Source organism: bacterium, assembly GCA_024228115.1.
Lineage (GTDB): Bacteria > Myxococcota_A > UBA9160 > UBA9160 > UBA6930.
In genome coordinates this window covers 1-18,155 of record JAAETT010000345.1, presented here as the reverse complement: position 1 = coordinate 18,155, position 18,155 = coordinate 1, and the positions used below count along the sequence as shown (strand labels likewise).

The window sequence follows — 18,155 nt, the reverse complement described above, 5'->3', positions numbered from 1 at the left end:
GCGCTTGCCTCGGCGCTGGTGGGATGACGGGGTCTCCAGTGTCTACCGCTCGCGCGCCGGCGGTTGGCGGGTCGATTCCCGGACTGGAGAAGCCCACTACAACAAGGCCGATTGGTCGAGCACCTTCTGGTACTACCGCAAGCCCAACAATCATGTGCCCCATAGCATCCTGGCACGGGCGGCGGTGAAGATTCCGGAGAAGCAACCCGACCGACGGGTGAGCGAGACGGCGGTGCGGATGCCGGCGTTCGTGTTCGGGGTTCTTGCCGTGGGAAGTGTCGCCTGCATGCTCTGGCGGCTCGGCTTCGGCTTGGCAGGTGTCTACGCCGCCTGGCTCCTGGCGCTCCACCCATGGATGCTGCGTTATACGGCCGAAGCCCGCGGCTACTCGATGGCGATGTGCTTGACGTGCCTCGTGATCGCGTCGGCTGTATCGGCTCTGCACCACGGCCTCTGGCGCCGCTGGCTGGCCTTCGGGTTCGCCCAGTTCATGCTCTTCTGGGTGCAGCCCAGCCTGACCTGGTTCCTCGTCGTTCTCAACCTGGGCGTGCAGGCGAGTCTGGGCCGTCTGCACGCTGATCCCCCGCCGCGTCGTCAGCAACGGATCCGATGGGCCGGGGCGAACCTGCTGGGCGTGATGTGCGCGCTTCCCCTGATGGCTCCGCTGTTCCCTCAGCTCGTGGTCTATCTCGAGGAGGGCCATCACCGCGTCTGGGTCAATACGCGCTTCCTCGAGAATCTTGGATCCAATCTGGTGGCCGGGACGGATTGGCATCACGGTGGGGCTCCTCTCTATCCCGAACTCTCTGCCAGCGCGGCAGCGCATCCCCTGCTCGTGTCCGCCATTGTCGCGGCCATCGTGATCGCATTGGCGGTCGGCGCCTTCCGATTGGCCCGAGCCGGTGGTGCGCGGCGCAACCTGATGTGGGCGTTGCTCCTTCCAGGACCCTTGACCCTGCTCTTTCTCGCCGTGCGCGGCGACCGCACGTTCACGTGGTACTTCGTGAATTTCCTGCCTTCGCTCGTCGCCCTCGTTGCGCTGGGAGCGAGCTGGCTGGTTGCTCGGGGTCGGGAGCAGGGCGCGTGGCGGGAAATCGGAGCCGTCTTGCTCGTGATCGGGCTCGTGGCTCATGCCTGGCTTGGTGCACCAGCCCGCCATGCCCTCCGTGAGCGTGCCTATTTCCCGATCCGCGAATCCGTGGAGCTCACGCGTCCCAATCCGGATCCGAGTGCGCCGGAGAACGAGGAGATCCTGACAGCGAGCTGGGAGTCCGCATCCAAGTACTACGACCCTCGCATGCGTTACGTACGCAAGCCCGGTGAACTGCGCGCCATCATGGCAGAAGCCGATGCCACGGGCCGCCCGCTCTTCGTGAACCTCGGCCGCAAGAGGATGGCGACCAGGCATTCGCCGACGAACATGGCCATCGTCGAGGATCCGGCGCTCTTCGAGCTGCTCGCCACGCTCCCAGGCTACAAGCCAACCCGGACGCGGTATGTGTACCGCTACCTCGGCGGCCGCGGGGAGGCAGAGCTGGAGAACGCGTCGCCCTGACGCGTGGGCTTCCGGTTTTCCGGGAAGGCGGGCGCGTCGTCGAACGGGGCCCTGATTCGGCTCAGGCCTGGCTGCGCGTGTCCGCGGGGCGGCCCGCCAACGCGAGGCCCGCGAGGCCGAGCACGAGCATGAGGGCCGTGGCGGGTTCGGCCACGTTCTCGAAGTGGAACTCGTCGAAGATGACCAGGTTGCTGCTGCTGATGTCGATGCGGTCGAAGCCGATACCGCTGAAGCCCAGCACGTGACCGTTGCAGCAAACCGTATCGGTGAAGGTGAGACTCTCGACCAACGAGGCGCCGAGGAACGCGGTGAGGGTGATGGTCTGGCCGCTATTGGATGCAAAGAACGCGGCGAAGTCCGTCATCGAAGAGGTGAAGCTCACACTGAACGCGGTCGCCGGAAGGGGGCCTCCCGGTGAGGCGCTGGAGCGGAAGTTGGCCATGCTGGCGCCGTCGAAGTTGGTGAAGGTTCGGTTGTTCTCGAACCAGACGTTCGGCGAGAAGGTGATGCCGAGGCCAGCGAACTCCGTGGTGACGGATTGCCAGGGCGTCAGCGCGACTTCGTCGAAGTCGATCACGTTCTCACTGCCGCTGAAGCCAGCGAAGCTCCCGTCCAGGATCGGTACGGCGGCCGCGCTGCTCGCCAGAGTGAAGGCGAGGAGGCCAACGAGGGCGAGATGAAAGGGCTGGGGGCGAGTCATGGGAATCTCCGTATTTCCGGCGGCTGGACCGTCCGGGGAAGTGAGCCATGTCACCAAAACACATCGGGTGGAAACCCCACGTACTTGAGGCAATTCCCAAGGGGAGACGCCGGGCCGCGAGTTGTCTCGGACTCCTGCCGGACCGCGATGCTGAGTTGCCCACTCGTGATTCATGCACCCCCCCCCATCCCTCGAGATGGGCTACCCGCCTTCGGAAAGAGGGGGCCGCTTCGCTTCTCGCGGTGGATCGCGGGGCGGGGGGCGGTCAGCGCGGAAATAAAGCGCAGGCATAGGTTCCGTCGAGCGTGCGCGTAGGTTGCCCGCGGCGATAGCCGCGAAGGGCAACACCCTGTCCAGTCCCTAAGCGGTCACCCGATCCCCGGCCGAGCCATTCCGCCCGGCCTGTACCCAGCCCCGGCGACTCGAACTTACGCACGAGAAGCGAAGCGCTGCAAGCTGATCGCCCTCTTGGAGGGTGGGTCAGCTGCGCTTGGCTCTCTGGAGTTTGACGAGGTAGTTGCCGCGTTTCTCGTCCCACTCGAGTTCGATCAGGCCCTTGTCCTCGAGGGCTTCCAGGAGATCGTGGAAGGACGCGTGGCCGGAGGCGGATTCGGTGAAGCCCGGATAGACGCGCTTGACGGTTTGCTTGACCATCGAGCCCCAGATCTGGTCGTAGTCTCCAGCCAGGGATTGGACGATCTCGAATACCTGGTTCACGCCGTCTTCGAGCTGGGGCGCCTTGGTGGTTCCCGCCTTGCTCTTCGCCGTCTTGGGCTTGGGGGTCGCCCGTTCCGCGCGGCCTCGTTCGGCACGCACCAGATCGTCGTAGTAGAGGAATTCGTCGGAGGCGTTCACGAGCAGATCCGAGGTGGAGCTCTTGACACCGCAGGTGAGCACCCGCTTGTCGTTTTCCTTCAGCTTCGCGACGAGAGGCGAGAAATCGCTGTCGCCCGAGAGCAACGCGAAGATGTCGATGTGCTGCTTGGCATAACAAAGGTCGAGGGCGTCGACGACCATGTGGATGTCGGCACTGTTCTTGCCGCTCATCTTGGTCTGCGGGATCTCGACCATCTCCACGCCGTGGCGGTGGAGCTCCTTGCCTTCTTTCTGGTATCCGCTCCAATCGCAATATGCGCGCTTGTAGACGATGCGTCCCTTTTCGAGCAGGCGCTTCAGCACCAGATCGATCTTGATCGGTCCCAGCTTCGAGCGGCGTGCGCCGATCGCGAGGTTCTCGAAGTCACAGAAGACGGCGATTAGCGGCTCAGAGCCGGCCATGGGTTCTACCTCTACTCGAGCTCGGCTTCTTCATCGCTGACGGGGCTCGAGGCAATGGGGTGGGGAGCGTACTCGTGGCCTTCACTCCAACCGGGCAGCTTCTCTGCCTCGGCGAGCCACGATTGTGCGATGGCGTCATCCAGGATGACGGAGTTGCCGTCGTCGCAGATACCTTCCCAGAGCTCCTGGCCGCCGGCCTCCCACCAACTGCGGGAAGCGTGCTCGAAATCCACCTGGAGCTTGGTCACTGCGGGTTGATAGCTGGAGGGTGCGGTGTGAGCCAGTCTGTTCTACGTGGAGCGGGTCGAATTGCCCCCGCTAACGCTCTCCGCTCGAACAGCATCACGGCAGCAGCCAGGCGGTGGCACGCTGGAGGCACCAGAAGACGCCGAGGGTTCCAATCACGGTGGCAGGTGTCTCGGCGATCCAGCCCGGCAGGGAGGATTGCCTGCGAGCCAGGGCGCGGACGGCCCACCAGCCCGCCACTACCACACCGATCTGTCCGAATTCGATGCCGACGTTGAAGGCGAACAAGGCAAGCGGGATGGCGTGACCGGGCAGGCCGAGTTCCGCGAGGGCGCCGGCGAAGCCCAGGCCGTGCACGAGGCCGAAAGCCGCTGGGGCGATCCAGGGCCGGCGCACCAGGGCCGAGGCTTCGGGCCGGGGAAGCAGGGTCTCGCGCGCCAGCACCACGAGGGTTGCGGCAATCGTCAGCTCCACCAGGCCCTGCGGCACCCCGAGGATTCCCAGCGCTGCGAGCGCGAGGGTGAGGCTGTGTCCCAGGGTGAAGGCGGTGACGGCGGCAAGCAGCTTCCGAGTCGTCGGCATCAGCAACATCAGGCCCAGCACGAAGAGCAGGTGGTCTGGACCGCCTAGCAAATGCCCCACACCGAGTTGGAGGTAGTCGGAGAACACCCGCCAGGGGCTCTCCTTCTCGGGTACCTCCATCGTCGGGGCCGTCCTGCTGAGGATGGTGCGCACCTCCCGGCCGTCGGCGAAGGCAATCCGAACCAGGGCGTCGGTGCCGCTTTCTTCGAGGCCCGTGACCGCGATACGCTGGCCGATCAATCCTTCGGAGCCGCAGTTCATCTGGATGCGTGTCACCCAGGCCGTGCCCTCGGCGCGAACCTCGGCTTCGCCCAGGCGATGGCAGGCCTCCGGGAGCACGGGCTTGATCTGGGCACCTCGCGCCACCACCTGGGCGGTCTTCCAGAGCACGTCCACGTGGCCGTCGGCCGAGACCTCGAGTGAGAGGAACGAGGGCGCCAGGCGATGGGCGCCGGCGGAGGAAGCCAGGGCGAGCAAGGCAAAGAACAGGAAGGCGGTGGCTCTCACGATTCCTTCTCCAGCGAAGGCTCGTTCGGAGCCGGCAGCTGGTAGCGGGCGCGAAGCTCTGCGATCCAGGCTTCGAGGGCTCGTTCGCCCCGTTCGGCCAGCAGGGATTCGCGCACCTCGGTGCGCACCGCATCGAGGGCGATTCTTCCTCCTGGTGTTCGCTCGTGGAGATACACCCAATGCTGTCCGTAGGCCGAGCGGAACGGGCCACTCCAGGTCAGGTCCGGCGCAGCGAAGGCGGCCTGTGCGAAATCCGGGCCGAGCAGCCTGGCCACGTCGCGCTCCGAGTGACGCGGGAGGTGCATGGGAATGGGAAGCGGGTGGGGCAGGGCGCGCAGGGCCGGATCCTCTGGATCGACCCCCTCAGGCAGGCGAACCCGTGCCGCGGCGGCGGCTTCCTCCGTTCGGTAGTAGAGCTGCGTCAGCGTGACGCGTGCAGGCCGCCGCCAGCGTTTCGGGTGGGCATCCAGGTACTCCTGGAGCTCCGCTTCCGTCGGAGGCGGGTGGCGGCCGCGTTCCCGGCCCAGCAGGTTCAGCTTCTGGATCAGTCGGCGCCGGACGACGAGATCGCTCTGGTGCATGCCCAACGCCAGCGCGTCGTCGACCAGTTCGGCCTCGCTGCGGGTTTCGTCTGCAACGGCGAAGCGCATGTTGCGGGCGAGCCGCATGCGAACCACGCCGTCCGTCTCGTGATATCCGCGCAGCAATGCCTCGCGGAACAAGAGTTCGTCGTCGCTGAGCTGCGTGCCCGGAGGCGCCGGGGTTCGGTTCGCATCGGCTCCGCCGCCCAGGAAAGCGTCGGCCAGGAAGAGGCCCAGACCGAGCAAGAGGAAGCGCGGCAGGGGTCGCCTCATCCTTCACCGCCGGCCACGCTGGGCCGGTACCAGATGGGCGAGGTCCAGGCGCGCTCCTGGATCACCGGCCGGTGGTCTTCGCTGCAGCAGGGCTCGTAGCCCTCCGTGATCGAGTTCGGATCAGAACAATCCACACCGGCCGCGAGGCAGAGGTGTTGGCTCCAACGACAAGTCGGGTTTTCGAGTACACGTGCGTAGTAGAACGCGGGCTGTACCGGATCGAACTCCGGGTCCTTCCAAACCGAGCACAAGGAGCGCTCGCCCTTTCCCATGGGCTCGCAAGTTGCCGGATCGACACGTGCGTCGTTCGGGCCTCCGGCGACATCGAAGACCCGTTCATGGGTCATCTCACCGTCGAGCCAACCCTTCACGATCTGCACCCGCTGCAGCGGCACGCCCGGAGCGCCTTCCGGCCCGGGATCCTGAAGCGCCCAGACGGCAAGTGAAGGGGCGAGGGAAGGAGCGGTTGCTTCCGGATCCCTGGTTGCATCCGGGGCCCTGGCGGGGAGGTCGCTCCCCATCGGTACTCCGCTCGAATAGCCGAGGGCCACGAAGTCTTCCCTTCCGCAGAGTTGTTCCGGTGGGTTCCAGGCGCCGAACAGGCGCACGGTGATGCGCGGCCCGCTCGTGCCGTAGGCCTCGCGTCGTTGCATGGCGGCAAACAGGGAATCGCGGCTGTTCTCTTCGGCCCACAACACGGCGAGGCCGCCGGGGCCGAACTCGAGGTTGTCGGGCAGGCCCGGCGGCAGTTCTTCCGCCGCGGGATTGCCCGCGCCGCCATGGCCCGGATGGTTCTTCTCTGCGACCTGCCCGGGCGCACCAAGGTGGGTGTCGGTGCTTGCGACGATCCCGTAGTGGAACGGGTTCGCACCGAGTTGACGTTCGAGCAGGAGGCCCTGCTTCAACGCATGCCGGACGAATTGCTGGGGCACAGCCTGGCCACCCGAGGCGCTGAACTGGGCTCCGAAGCTGTCGTACGGGAGCTTCTCGAAGCCGCAGGCCTCGTCCGTCGTATCGCCGCCGAGCATGCATTCGGAATCGCCCTTGTGCTGCATGATCTCGACCAGAGGTTCCCAGCGTGCACGCCGCCTTGCTTCCGCCTCGCCAACCGGGACACCGATCTCGGCCGCGGACTGGAACATCAAGCCCCCGTCCAGGTTGGAGTTGTGGGGGATGGTGAGGACCTCGCAGCCGGGCATGCCGCGCACGCATGAGCGCTCGAGCTCATCCCAGAGATCGGCGGCCGTGTTCCCGGTTTCCATCACGCTGATGGGCAACGCCGGTACCTGCTGGTTGCGGAAGATCACGTTGCGATGGAGGTTCTTCCCGGTGCCGGCACTGGCCGTCCATTCGTAGCCGACGAAACTCGTGAACGTGCACGCCTTCGTGCGGTCGTAGGCGCCCTCCGCGGCAGCCTGGGTGTCCTTCCAGACCGTTCCCGCTGCCGCGAGGCAATGCATGTCGTCCTCTCCGCAGAACCCCCAACGCTCGCCGCCGGCGCTGTACCTGTAGTTCATCACGTAGAAGGCGATGCGCGGAAAGCTCCGGTACATGCGGCAGATGAGGGACCCGTGGCCGGGTGCCTCTGGCGTCTTGCAGAGGTGGACTTCGCCGATCTGTTCGGCGTGGTCGGTCACGACTGCGAAGTCCAACGGGCGGTCGATCTGGAGGGTGCGCTGCGGCTTGCCTTCCGCATCCCAGGGTTGGATGCCGAGCGGCTCACCCTGCGCGAAGGCGTAGGCCTCTCGCGGGGTCGTCCGCGTGCCCTGGGTGCTGGCATCCTGGCTGTAGCCCGTGTGCACGTGGGTATCGCCGAAATAGGGGCGCCGCAGCGGATCGTTCTGGGTGCAGGCATCGCGTTCCTCCGTACGCACGAAGCTCGGCTCGGCGGAATACGCGGGCCCCGCCAGGAAGGCGAGGATGAGCAGCATGGGTGCGAGCAGGAACACGGGGTCTCCGATCGATGCGGCGGCCAGATCCTCTGGCCCGGCGGCGGAGGATAACTGGCCCTGGCGGGCGGCGTCCCGGTCGATTCGTGGGCGCTCAAGTGATAGGGTGATCGGCTCTCGATTCCCTTTCCAATCCTTCCTACTTGGGAGTTCCCCATGAGCGGTCTCAACCGCATCTCCCGCCGTCTTACCCAGGAAAAGGCCCAGGGTGCGTCCCAGGCCATGCTCCATGCAGCCGGCCTCACGGATGCCGATCTGGACAAGGCCCAGGTTGGCATCGTCGACATGGCCTATGAGGGCAACCCCTGCAACATGCACCTCGGGCTGTTGGGCGAGGCCGTGAAGGCGGGTGTCGTGGACGCCGGCCTGGTCGGGCTGCGGTTCCACACGATCGGTGTGTCCGATGGCATCTCGATGGGCACGGACGGAATGAGCTATTCGCTCCAGAGCCGGGACCTGATCGCGGATTCGATCGAGACCGTGATGGGTGCCCAGTTCTACGACGCCAACGTTTCGCTGCCAGGTTGCGACAAGAACATGCCCGGTTGTGTGATGGCGATGGCACGGGTGAACCGCCCGTCGATCATGGTCTACGGCGGAACGATCCGGCCCGGCGTGGGCGCGGACGGCCAGCCGATCGATGTCGTGTCCGCGTTCCAGAGCTACGGAGAGTTCCTTGCCGGAACGATCACCGATGAACAACGCCTGGGAATCGTGAGGCGCGCGTGCCCTGGGGCAGGGGCCTGCGGGGGTATGTACACCGCGAACACGATGGCGAGCGCGATCGAGGCGATGGGGATGTCGCTGCCCTACAGCAGTTCGACCCCGGCCGAAGATCGGAAGAAGATGGAGGAATGCCACGCGGCCGGCGCGGCCATCCGCAACCTTCTCGAGCGGAACCTGACGCCGCGCGACATCATGACACGAGCGGCGTTCGAGAATGCCATGGTGGTCGGCACGGCGGTCGGGGGTTCGACCAATCTCGTATTGCACCTGCTGGCGATGGCGCGGGCGGCGGGCGTGGGCCTGGAGATCGGGGATTTCCAGGCCGTGAGCGATCGCACGCCCTTGCTCGCGGATTTCAAGCCCAGTGGCGAGTTCGTGATGGAAGATCTGCATAACGTCGGTGGCACCCCGGCCGTGATGAAGCTCCTGCTCGAGCACGGAATGCTCGACGGAGACTGCATGACGGTCACGGGTCGCACGCTCGCCGAGAACCTGGCAGATCTGCCCGGCCTCTCCGAAGGCCAAAGCGTCGTGCATTCGCTCGCGGATCCCATCAAGGAGACGGGCCACATCCGCATCCTGACCGGCAGTTTGGCGCCTGACGGCGCCGTCGCCAAGATCACGGGCAAGGAAGGGCTTTCCTTTTCTGGCCCCGCCCAGGTGTTCGACTGTGAAGAGGATATGGTCGAAGCCGCCGAGCAAGGCAAGATCCGCGAGGGCGGCGTGATCGTGATCCGTTACGAAGGGCCGAAGGGCGGCCCGGGAATGCCGGAAATGCTCTCGCCCACCTCTATCCTGATGGGCGCGGGCCTGGGCGACAAGGTTGCCTTGCTGACCGATGGCCGGTTCTCCGGGGGCTCCCATGGCTTCATCGTGGGTCATGTGACTCCGGAGGCTCAGGAGGGCGGGCCCATTGCACTCGTGCGGGATGGCGATCCCATTCAGATCGACGCCAAGAAGAACGTGATCGACATCGATGTGCCCGAGAGCGAGCTGGCCGAACGCCGCGCGGCCTGGACCGCGCCGCCCTTCAAGGCGAGCCGCGGTACGCTCTACAAGTACATCAAGAACGTGAAGTCCGCGTCCGAGGGCTGCGTCACCGACGAGTAGCGGTGGGAAGGCGGATTTGAGCGAAGCGAGCGGTTTCGACGCCTGGGTCAACGATGCAGTGGCGCCGCTGACCGAGTTGCTCTCGAGCATCATCTTCTTCGAGGTCCCGGTCTTCGGCGCACAACTGCCGTTGGTCGTGCTCTGGCTCGTCGTAGGCGCGGTCTGGTTCACGCTCTTCTTCCGCTTCGTCAACCTGCGAGAATTCGGACGCGCGATCCGGATCGTGAGCGACCGCACGCCGATCACGAGCGATGCGGGCCCCGGTGAGGTCACCCATTTCCAGGCCCTAGCAACCGCTATTTCCGGGACCGTCGGGATCGGCAACATCGGTGGAGTGGCCGTGGCCATTTCCGTGGGCGGGCCGGGCGCCGCTTTCTGGCTCGTGGTCGCTGGGCTGCTCGGGATGTCCTCGAAATTCGTCGAGTGCACGCTCGGTGTGATGTATCGCCACGAGAATCCGGACGGCTCCGTCTCGGGCGGGGCGATGTACTACCTGTCGAGGGGCCTCGCCGAACGCGGCCTCCCCAGGTTGGGCCGGGCGATGGGCGCATTCTATGCGGTCGGAATCGTGATCGGCTGCATGGGCATCGGCAACATGTTCCAATCGAATCAGGCCTTCGTGCAACTCGTGACGGTCACCGGTGGGCCGGAGGCGAGCTGGCTGGCGGACAAGGGATGGTTGGTCGGCCTCGTGCTCGCCTTCCTGGTCGGCAGTGTGATCGTGGGCGGGATTCGAAGCATCGCCCGGGTGACCGAGAAGATCGTGCCGTTCATGGCTGCCCTGTACCTGCTGGGCTGCGCCGTGATCCTGACGATGAACGCCGAAGCCATCCCCTTCGCCTTTCGGGAGATCCTTCACCAGGCCTTCGACCCGGACGCGATTTCCGGCGGCGCCCTCGGTGTCTTGATCATCGGATTCAAGCGCGCCGTGTTTTCGAACGAAGCGGGGATCGGTTCGGCGACGATCGCCCACGCCGCCGTGCGGACGAATGAACCCATGACGGAAGGCCTGGTTGCGCTGCTCGAACCCTTCATCGACACGGTGGTGATCTGCAGCGCGACGGCTCTGGTGATCGTGACGACCCTCTACTATCAGCCGGATCTCTTCGCCGCGGGCCTCGGCGGGGTAGAGATGACTTCGGCGGCCTTCGAGCGCAATGTCTCCTGGTCGCCGATCGTGGTTGCGATCGCCGCGCTGCTCTTCGCCTTCTCGACCATGCTCTCCTGGTCGTACTACGGTTTGAAGGGCTGGACCTATCTCGTAGGAGAGGGTCGGCGCCGCGCCCACGCCTTCAACGCCGTCTTCTGCGTGTTCGTGGCCCTGGGATGCATGATGCAGCTCGAAGCGGTCCTCGACTTCTCCGACGCCATGGTCTTCGTGTTATGCGTGCCGAACGTGCTCGGGCTCTACCTGCTCGCGCCGCTCGTGAAGAGGGAACTGGCCGGCTACCGGGAGCGCCACCTCTAAGCGGGAAGCGGCTTCAATCCAAGCCCAGGCCGACGTGCTTGGTGTTCTGCCGGCCCATCCAGCGGACCAGCCTGCTCGGTGGCGCCTGGCGTGGGCCTCGGGCAAGCTTTCCATGGCACACCCGCCATGCGAAGAATCCTGCTCCCGCTTCTGACGGCCGGTCTGCTCGCGCTTCTCGCGGGCCGCTGGAGGATGGCGGCTCTCGAGCCCGTGACCCTGCCGGCCGAGCCGTGGAACGCGGAGAGCCGATTCGTGCAGACTCGCACGGGCCGGGTTCACGTGTTGGATCTCGGGGAGGGCCCCGTGCTGTTGCTTCTGCACGGGACCGCTCGGAGCCTGGCAGACTGGCAAGAGGGAACGGCGGAAGGGCTCGCGCGGCAGCACCGCGTTGTCGCATTCGATTTCTACGGAAACGGCTTGAGCGATCGAGCTCATGGTCTCAGCTACGGTTCCGTTCTCTGGGCCCAGCAGGGGATCGATGTCATGGATGCGCTGGGCATCGAGCACGCCAGCGTCATCGGGCACTCGATCGGAGGGGTCGTCGCAAGCCTGATGGGCGCGGATTTTCCAGATCGTGTGAGTCATGTCATCACGATCGGTACCGGAATGGCGATGGATCCGGCGCAAATCCCGATCATCCTGCCGATCATCGGGGAATGGTCCCTCGGCACGCGAAGCGTCTTCGGCACCACCCATTCCGCAACTCATAGGAGCCGCATCGAGTCTGGTTTTCGAATCGCCGGAACGCGGGCTGCGCTCCTCGTCTACTTGCGTCGCCAATACACGATCGACGGGTTCCGGCTCCTGGATGGCGTGTACGAGGAGATCCGGGCGCCCGTACTGCACGTGAGCGGCTCGCAGGATTCGTTGATCTCGACCGAAACCGCGGAACGGCTCTCTCATCGAACGGGCGGCAAGTTCGTGCGGATCGACGGAGTGGGACACGACGTTCACATCCAGAGCCCCGAGCGGCTGGTTCGCGAGATCGAGATCTTCCTCGACGAGACGAACAGCGCTCAGCCCGCTTCGTTTCCTGCGAGCGGATGATCCTCTTGGCCGCCGGCGACTAGCCTCGGGGTCGGACCTTGATTCGGACGGGAATGTGTTTGGGGCCGCCGACGAAGCTCGAATCCAGCAGCTCGATGGGCGCGGCCAGTTCGATGGATTCGACGCGCTCGACGAATTGGCGCCAGAAGACGCGCAGGTCCATGCGGGCGAGGCTGGCGCCGAGGCAGAAGTGTTCGCCGACTCCGAAGCCGAGGTGGGGGTTCGGATCGCGGTCGATGCGGAACGCGAAGGGATCCTCGAAGATCTCCTCATCGCGATTTGCCGAGGCGTAGAAGAGGGCGACGGAGTCGCCTTCGCGAATCGACTTTCCACGTACTTCGACGTCCCGGGTGGCCGTGCGTGAGAAGTGGTTCACCGGGGTGGTCCATCGCACGATCTCATCGGCTGCGAGCGCCACGAGGTCGGGATTCGCACGGAGTCTTTCGAGTTCGTCGGGATGCTCGAAGAAGGCCTTCATGCCACTCGAGATCGCGTTTCGCGTCGTATCGTGCCCCGCCACCATCACGAGGAAGGCCAGGGAGAAGAGTTCGAAGGGCGGAATCGGTTCGCCATCGAGGGTCGCATTGGCCAGCACGCTGGAGAGATCGTCTCGAGGTGTCTTGCGGCGGTCTTCGAAGATGGCGTTCAGGAAACCCGCGGCTTCCGTCAGGAAGCCGAGCCGATCCTTCTGGGTATCGCCTTCGCGTTGGAATTCCGGATCCTCGAGGCCGAAGTTCTCGTTCGTCACGCGCAGGACGAAGTTCTCGTCCTCCCGGGGGATGCCGAGCATTTCGGTGATCATGCGAAGAGGCTGGAGTGCGGCGATCTCGGTCACGAAATCGAGCTCTCGTTCGCCTTCGAGATCGTCGAACATCTCGGCCGTGATTTCTTCGAGGCGTATTTCCAGCCGCTTCACCATGCGAGGCGTGAACCACGGGCTGACGAGCTTGCGGTAGTCGCGGTGGACCGGAGGGTCCATGTTGACGAGCATCCGCAGCGGTGGGTTCTCCTCGAGATCGGCGTCACCGCCCAGCGTGGTCGCCTCGGGGAACAGGATGAAACGGCCCGCGCTCCGAAACACATCGGGCTGCTTGGAGATGAGCGTGATGTCCTCGTGCTTGGTGATCGCCCAGAACGGCTTGTAGCCCTTCGGATGGGACCAATGCACCGGGTCTTCCCGGCGCAGGCGCGTCCAGGCGTCATGGGGGTAGCCGTCGCTCCCGTAGATCGACGCGGTGATCACGTCGAGTTCATTCAGGGGCAACTCGGTCACGGTCATCAGGTTCTGCTTTCCTTCCAGAGGACATTTCCTCTGAGGTGTCTAGGTCTCGTCGAGGCCGCGCGCCATCAGGATCTTTCCGGAGCGCACGAGTTCCAGGAGGCCCTGGGAGCGGAGGAGTGCGATGAAGGCGTTCAGCTTCTCGCTGGCGCCGAAGACGCGCAGGATCAGCGAATCGGTGCCGTAATCGGCCACCTTGGCGCCGAAGTGTTCGGCGATCTGGAGGATCTCGGTGCGCGATTCGAGCGGCGCGGCCACCTTCACGAGCGCGATCTCGGTTTCGTAGGCTTCCGTACCGGTGTGGTCCGTGGCGTGGACGACGTCGACCAGCTTGGAGAGCTGCTTGATCATCTGCTCGAGCGTGGCGCTCTCGCCGGAGCAGGTGATGGTCATGCGCGAGAAGTCGCCGATGGCCGCGGCGCTCACCACCAGGCTCTCGATGTTGTAGCCGCGTCGCGCAAACACGAGCGCCACGCGCACGAGTACGCCCGGCTTGTTCGTGACATACAGGGAGATCGTGTGGATCGGAGGCACGGCCTCGGGATGCGGGGTGAGATCAGGTGCTGCCACTGGGCTTCTCCATCCGCTCTTTGGGCGGTTCGATGATCATGCTCGAAACCGGTGCGCCGGCGGGGATCATCGGGAAGACGTTGTCTTCCTTTAGGACCTCCGCCACCAACAACACGGGGCCGTCGTGGTCCCGGGCCTCCTGGATCTTGCGGTCGATGTCGCCCGGACGACGGATGCGCAGGCCCTTGATGCCATACGCCTCGGCCAGCTTCACGAAATCCGGGTTGCCCTCCAGATCGACACCGGAGAGTCGGTTTTCCCAGAACATCTCCTGCCACTGGCGGACCAGGCCCAGGAAGTTGTTGTTGATCACCAGGATCTTCACCGGAAGCTCGTGGATTGCAGCGGTGGCCAGCTCGCAAAGCGTCATCTGGAATCCGCCGTCACCGACGACGGCCCAGACTTCCTTGTCTTGCCGTCCCAACTGGGCACCGATCGCAGCCGGAAACCCGAAGCCCATCGTTCCCGCGCCGCCGCTGGTAATCCAGTTGCGGCCGTTCCGCGTGCGGCAGAACTGCGCCGCCCACATCTGATGCTGGCCTACGTCGGCGGTGATGACGGCGTGGCCCTCGGTGATGGCATCCAATCGGTCGAGAACATGCTGGGGCCGCAGGCCGCCCTTCTTCGGGTACTTCAGCGGAAAGCGTTCCCGCCAACCATCGCAGGTGGCGAGCCATTCCGCGGTGTCCAGGGGCCCGACCTTCGGCAGGAGATCCTCCAGAACCAGCCGGGCATCCCCGTGCAGGCAGACATCCGGCCGCAGGACCTTGTTGAACTCCGCCGCGTCCACGTCGAGATGAATCTTCTTGGCATCGAGACAGAACTCGTCCACGTTGCCCGTGATGCGATCGTCCCAACGGGCGCCGATCGCGAAGATGAGGTCGCAATCGACGACCGCCTTGTTCGCATACGCCGTTCCGTGCATCCCGAGCATGCCCAGGTGCAATGGGTGGGTTTCGTCGGCAGCACCCTTGCCGAGCAGCGTGTTCACGATCGGTGCGCGCAGCTTCTCCGCGAGTTCCGTGACGGCTTTTCCGGCGCCGGAGATGACCGCACCGTGGCCCACGTAGAGGAGCGGCCGGCGAGAATCGGCGAGCAGTGCCGCCGCCGCTTCGACATGGGCCGCTTCCGCATTCCCGGGAACCGAGTAGCCGGGCAGATCGATGGGAGGATCGAGCGGAGCCTCGCAGGTTGCTTCGCTCACGTTCTTGGGCATGTCGATCAGCACCGGACCGGGACGGCCGGTGTTCGCCAGATGAAAGGATTCCCGGACGACGCGGGGGATCTCGTTTGCGTCGCGGACCAACGTGCTGTGTTTCACGACCGGGTACGTAATGCCCGTGACGTCGGCTTCCTGGAACGCATCCTTGCCGAGGCTGCTCGTGAGGGTCTGCCCGCAGATCACGACGATCGGGGCGGAATCCATCTGGGCGGTGAACAGGCCCGTCACGGTGTTGGTGGCGCCCGGCCCCGACGTGACCAGCACGACGCCCGGCTTGCCCGTGGCGCGCGCGTAGCCATCGGCCATGTGCGTGGCACCTTGTTCGTGGCGGACGAGGATCAACTGGATCGAGGATTCGACCAGGGCATCGAAGATGGGGATGGCAGCGCCGCCGGAGAGGCCGAAGATGTACTCGACGCCTTGGCTCTCGAGGCATTGGATCAAGACCTCGGCGCCGCAGGGTGTCTTGGGCGATTGAGCGGACATGGCAAGCTCCTGGCTTTCCTTCGGGATTCAAACGCGTTCGGGATTCAAACAGAAGATGAAACGGGATCCTACGTGAGTAAACGGAATAGTCCAGGGTAAAGTTGAATGCCCCGCAGGGAAATCACGACAAAAGTCAATAAATCGCGATCGAAATAGACGCCCCAGGGGGAATTCGTGTCGAACCAGTACCTCTACGACGTTACTAGCCAACTGATCGGTACGGACACGGTCAGCCACCATGCCAGCGCTCCGGCCATGCAGATGCTCGCCGACCACCTGGACTCCCTGGGATTCCGCGTCGATCTCCAGACCTGGGAGGAGGGCCGGAAGGCGAATCTGATCGCGCAGGTCGGCCCGGAGCGTGAGGGCGGCCTCGTGCTATCGGGTCACGTGGACATCGTGCCGTTCGAGGGCCAGCCCGGCTGGAGCCGGGAGCCGCTGGCTCTGGGTGACGAGGGCGAGCGCCTCTACGGCCGGGGCACGGCGGACATGAAGGCTTTCCTGGCCCAATGCCTCGCCGCGGCCAGGCAACTCGATCTCGGTGCGCTCGAGCGCCCATTGGTGCTGCTGTTCACGTCGGACGAAGAGGTGGGCTGTCAGGGCGGAGCGCGCTTGGCCGATGCACTCCCGGAACTGCTCGGCCAGTGCCCGGCGCCGAGGCTGGCCTGGATCGGCGAGCCCACTTCGTGGAAGGTGTTTCACGCCCACAAGGGAGTGGCGGGTTTCACCGTCGAGGTACGCGGCGAGGGCGGCCACAGTAGTCGCCCGGAGGAGGGCGTGAACGCCATCGCCGTCGCAGGGAAGGCCCTGGCCCTGATCGGTGAGCTGCAGGAGGCATTGCGTCGGGAGGGGGGCTCCCCCGAAATGCAGAGCCTGTTTCCCGACGCGCCCTACGCGACCTTCAACTTCGGGACCATCGAGGGCGGAACCGCGGCCAACATGATCGCCGAGGCGTGCCGATTCACGGTCAGCTACCGCCCCTTGCCCGACCAGGATCCGCTCGCACTCCATCAGCGTGCGAAGGAAACCCTGGCCGCGTTGGACCCAAGTGATTGGGGCTCTGCGTCACGACGAGCGGAGATCGTCGTGTCGGAGCCGTTTGTCGCCCCCGGAGTTCTTTCCGCCCGAGGCACTCCCCTGGAGGAGGCGCTGTTCGCAGAGTTCGGATCCTCCGAGGCCGGCGGCGCTCCGTTCTGCACGGATGCAGGCCATTTCGCCCGGGCCGGAATGGAGTGCATCATCTGCGGTCCGGGGGATCTGGACGAGGCGCATCAACCCGACGAGAGCATCTCCCGGGCGGCCTTCGAGGCGGGGCCAGATCACATCGCTGCCGTCGTGAGGAGGCTATTGGGAGGTTCTCGGCACTAACTCGGGTTCTTGTGCCGAAATTGGCTTCAGCTGCAAGGGTTCGTGCTTGAGTAGAGCGCCGGACGCCCCGATGAGCACCCCGTGGCCACTTTGCTCATCATCGACGATTCACCCCAGCAGCGGGCAAGCCTGCGCGATGCATTGGTGGAGGCCGAACTCTTCGATCGGATCCTGGAAGCCGAGGACGGCATCCAGGGCCTGAAGCTCATGGTTTCCGAGGACATCGATCTGGTGGTCTGTGACCTGGAAATGCCCGGCCTCGAAGGGGACAAGCTGATCAGCATGTCCACCTCGGCGGGTTCGCGGCCGGTTCCATTCCTGGTGCTCACGGCCGTCGAGGATGCAAACCGCCGCGCGCGACTCTTCCGGCAAGGCGCCCGCGATGTGATCACCAAGCCGTTCCACCCACTCGACATGATCGCGCGCATCGAGCTCCATCTGGAGTTGATGCGGTTGCAAGCCGAGTTGATGGACAAGAACAAGCTGCTCGAACGCATCTCCACGACCGATCCGCTATCCGGGCTTCCCAACCGGCGTCACCTCAACAAGGTTCTCGACCGGGAGTTTCGCCGGGCGCAACGATCCGGAAGCGCACTCTCCGCCGTGATGATCGACATCGATCACTTCAAGGCGGTCAATGACGCGCACGGTCACACTTCCGGCGACGCCGTGATTCGTGCGGTCGGCAAAGCGTTGACCGAGAGGCTGCGCGTGACCGACGAAGGGGGGCGCTTCGGCGGGGAGGAATTCCTGCTGCTGCTCGGTGGGGACGCAAGAGGCGCTGAGGTGCTGGCGGAGCGTTGCCGGGCGGAAGTGGAGCGGCTCGAAGTCGAAGCAGAGGACGGCCAGTTGATCTCGGTAACCGTGAGCCTCGGTGTGGCGAGCTACCAGGATACGATGGCAAATCCGCGAGCGTTGGTTTCAGCAGCCGATCGCGCATTGTATGTGGCGAAGACCGCTGGGCGGAATCAAGTGGCCGTCGATCGCGACTCTCTCGAGGATGACGCCGACCACTAGTCCCTTGTCACACCAAAAGCTGGGGGTAGAGTCGTCGCAGTTTCACGCGAGCTTGTTGGGTCGTGAATTGCCAGTCGACGCCCTTCGTCGTTCGGTTGCGATCGTCTTGCCAGGCTTGGACTTGGCGCGTGAGATCTTCCTTCGTTGAGATCCGGCGGTTGAGACACTGCATCGCCAAGACGCTGAGTTCG

General features: G+C 65.0%; 15 protein-coding genes. 6 read left to right on the top strand and 9 right to left on the bottom strand.

What is annotated here, in order from left to right:
• Nucleotides 1-1,555, top strand: a 1,555-nt coding sequence (locus tag GY937_15330) for a glycosyltransferase family 39 protein (protein MCP5058077.1), incomplete at its 5' end; no start/stop codon positions are given.
• Between the two features lie 61 nt (nt 1,556-1,616).
• Here the strand turns inward: GY937_15330 and GY937_15325 are convergent.
• The 6 genes from GY937_15325 to GY937_15300 form a co-directional block, all read right to left on the bottom strand.
• A complete protein-coding gene (locus tag GY937_15325) occupies nt 1,617-2,255 on the bottom strand; it encodes a hypothetical protein (GenBank protein ID MCP5058076.1) in 639 nt (212 codons plus the stop codon).
• 480 nt (nt 2,256-2,735) lie between these two features.
• Nucleotides 2,736-3,533, bottom strand: a complete 798-nt coding sequence (locus GY937_15320) for an NYN domain-containing protein (protein MCP5058075.1) — start codon at nt 3,531-3,533, stop codon at nt 2,736-2,738.
• A gap of 11 nt (nt 3,534-3,544) precedes the next feature.
• Entirely contained in the window at nt 3,545-3,781 is a 237-nt protein-coding gene (locus GY937_15315; protein ID MCP5058074.1) for a hypothetical protein, read from the bottom strand.
• A gap of 94 nt (nt 3,782-3,875) precedes the next feature.
• On the bottom strand, nt 3,876-4,868 hold the full coding sequence (locus tag GY937_15310; GenBank protein MCP5058073.1) for a HupE/UreJ family protein: 993 nt from the start codon (nt 4,866-4,868) through the stop codon (nt 3,876-3,878).
• Nucleotides 4,865-5,722 (bottom strand): peptidyl-prolyl cis-trans isomerase, encoded by an 858-nt coding sequence (locus tag GY937_15305; protein MCP5058072.1) that lies wholly within the window; start codon nt 5,720-5,722, stop codon nt 4,865-4,867. The genes GY937_15310 and GY937_15305 overlap by 4 nt, the downstream gene beginning before the upstream one ends.
• On the bottom strand, nt 5,719-7,671 hold the full coding sequence (locus tag GY937_15300) for a DUF3604 domain-containing protein (GenBank protein ID MCP5058071.1): 1,953 nt from the start codon (nt 7,669-7,671) through the stop codon (nt 5,719-5,721). Before GY937_15300 ends, GY937_15305 begins: the two co-directional genes overlap by 4 nt.
• 156 nt (nt 7,672-7,827) lie before the next feature.
• On the opposite strand from GY937_15300, the gene ilvD reads away from it, so the two are divergent.
• The 3 genes from ilvD (at nt 7,828) to GY937_15285 (ending at nt 12,022) form a co-directional block, all read left to right on the top strand.
• Nucleotides 7,828-9,507, top strand: a complete 1,680-nt coding sequence (ilvD, locus tag GY937_15295; GenBank protein MCP5058070.1) for a dihydroxy-acid dehydratase — start codon at nt 7,828-7,830, stop codon at nt 9,505-9,507.
• Nucleotides 9,508-9,523: 16 nt separating this feature from the next.
• Nucleotides 9,524-10,975: an alanine:cation symporter family protein gene (locus tag GY937_15290; protein ID MCP5058069.1), complete on the top strand. Its 1,452-nt coding sequence runs from the start codon at nt 9,524-9,526 to the stop codon at nt 10,973-10,975.
• 126 nt (nt 10,976-11,101) lie between these two features.
• Complete coding sequence (locus GY937_15285; protein MCP5058068.1) at nt 11,102-12,022, top strand: alpha/beta hydrolase; 921 nt, start codon at nt 11,102-11,104, stop codon at nt 12,020-12,022.
• 19 nt (nt 12,023-12,041) lie between these two features.
• Here the strand turns inward: GY937_15285 and GY937_15280 are convergent, their stop codons facing one another.
• The 3 genes from GY937_15280 to ilvB are packed head-to-tail and all read right to left on the bottom strand — an operon-like array spanning nt 12,042 to nt 15,579.
• Entirely contained in the window at nt 12,042-13,295 is a 1,254-nt protein-coding gene (locus GY937_15280; protein MCP5058067.1) for a cytochrome P450, read from the bottom strand.
• A 48-nt stretch (nt 13,296-13,343) separates the two neighbouring features.
• Complete coding sequence (ilvN, locus tag GY937_15275; protein MCP5058066.1) at nt 13,344-13,835, bottom strand: acetolactate synthase small subunit; 492 nt, start codon at nt 13,833-13,835, stop codon at nt 13,344-13,346.
• A 22-nt stretch (nt 13,836-13,857) separates the two neighbouring features.
• Nucleotides 13,858-15,579, bottom strand: a complete 1,722-nt coding sequence (gene ilvB, locus GY937_15270; GenBank protein MCP5058065.1) for a biosynthetic-type acetolactate synthase large subunit — start codon at nt 15,577-15,579, stop codon at nt 13,858-13,860.
• Between the two features lie 174 nt (nt 15,580-15,753).
• Between ilvB and argE the strand changes: the two genes are divergently transcribed.
• Together argE and GY937_15260 are read left to right on the top strand one after the other, a co-directional pair.
• Nucleotides 15,754-16,947 (top strand): acetylornithine deacetylase, encoded by a 1,194-nt coding sequence (gene argE / locus GY937_15265; protein MCP5058064.1) that lies wholly within the window; start codon nt 15,754-15,756, stop codon nt 16,945-16,947.
• An 81-nt stretch (nt 16,948-17,028) separates the two neighbouring features.
• Nucleotides 17,029-17,964: a diguanylate cyclase gene (locus GY937_15260; GenBank protein MCP5058063.1), complete on the top strand. Its 936-nt coding sequence runs from the start codon at nt 17,029-17,031 to the stop codon at nt 17,962-17,964.
• Nucleotides 17,965-18,155 lie beyond the last annotated feature (191 nt).

Bases quoted from the DNA above. Each gene is read 5' to 3' on its own strand.
- GY937_15320 (MCP5058075.1), bottom strand. From the start codon at position 3,533: ATGGCCGGCTCTGAGCCGCTAATCGCCGTCTTCTGTGACTTCGAGAAC.
- ilvB (MCP5058065.1), bottom strand. From the start codon at position 15,579: ATGTCCGCTCAATCGCCCAAGACACCCTGCGGCGCCGAGGTCTTGATC.
- GY937_15285 (MCP5058068.1), top strand. From the start codon at position 11,102: ATGCGAAGAATCCTGCTCCCGCTTCTGACGGCCGGTCTGCTCGCGCTT.
- GY937_15325 (MCP5058076.1), bottom strand. From the start codon at position 2,255: ATGACTCGCCCCCAGCCCTTTCATCTCGCCCTCGTTGGCCTCCTCGCC.
- GY937_15305 (MCP5058072.1), bottom strand. From the start codon at position 5,722: ATGAGGCGACCCCTGCCGCGCTTCCTCTTGCTCGGTCTGGGCCTCTTC.
- ilvD (MCP5058070.1), top strand. From the start codon at position 7,828: ATGAGCGGTCTCAACCGCATCTCCCGCCGTCTTACCCAGGAAAAGGCC.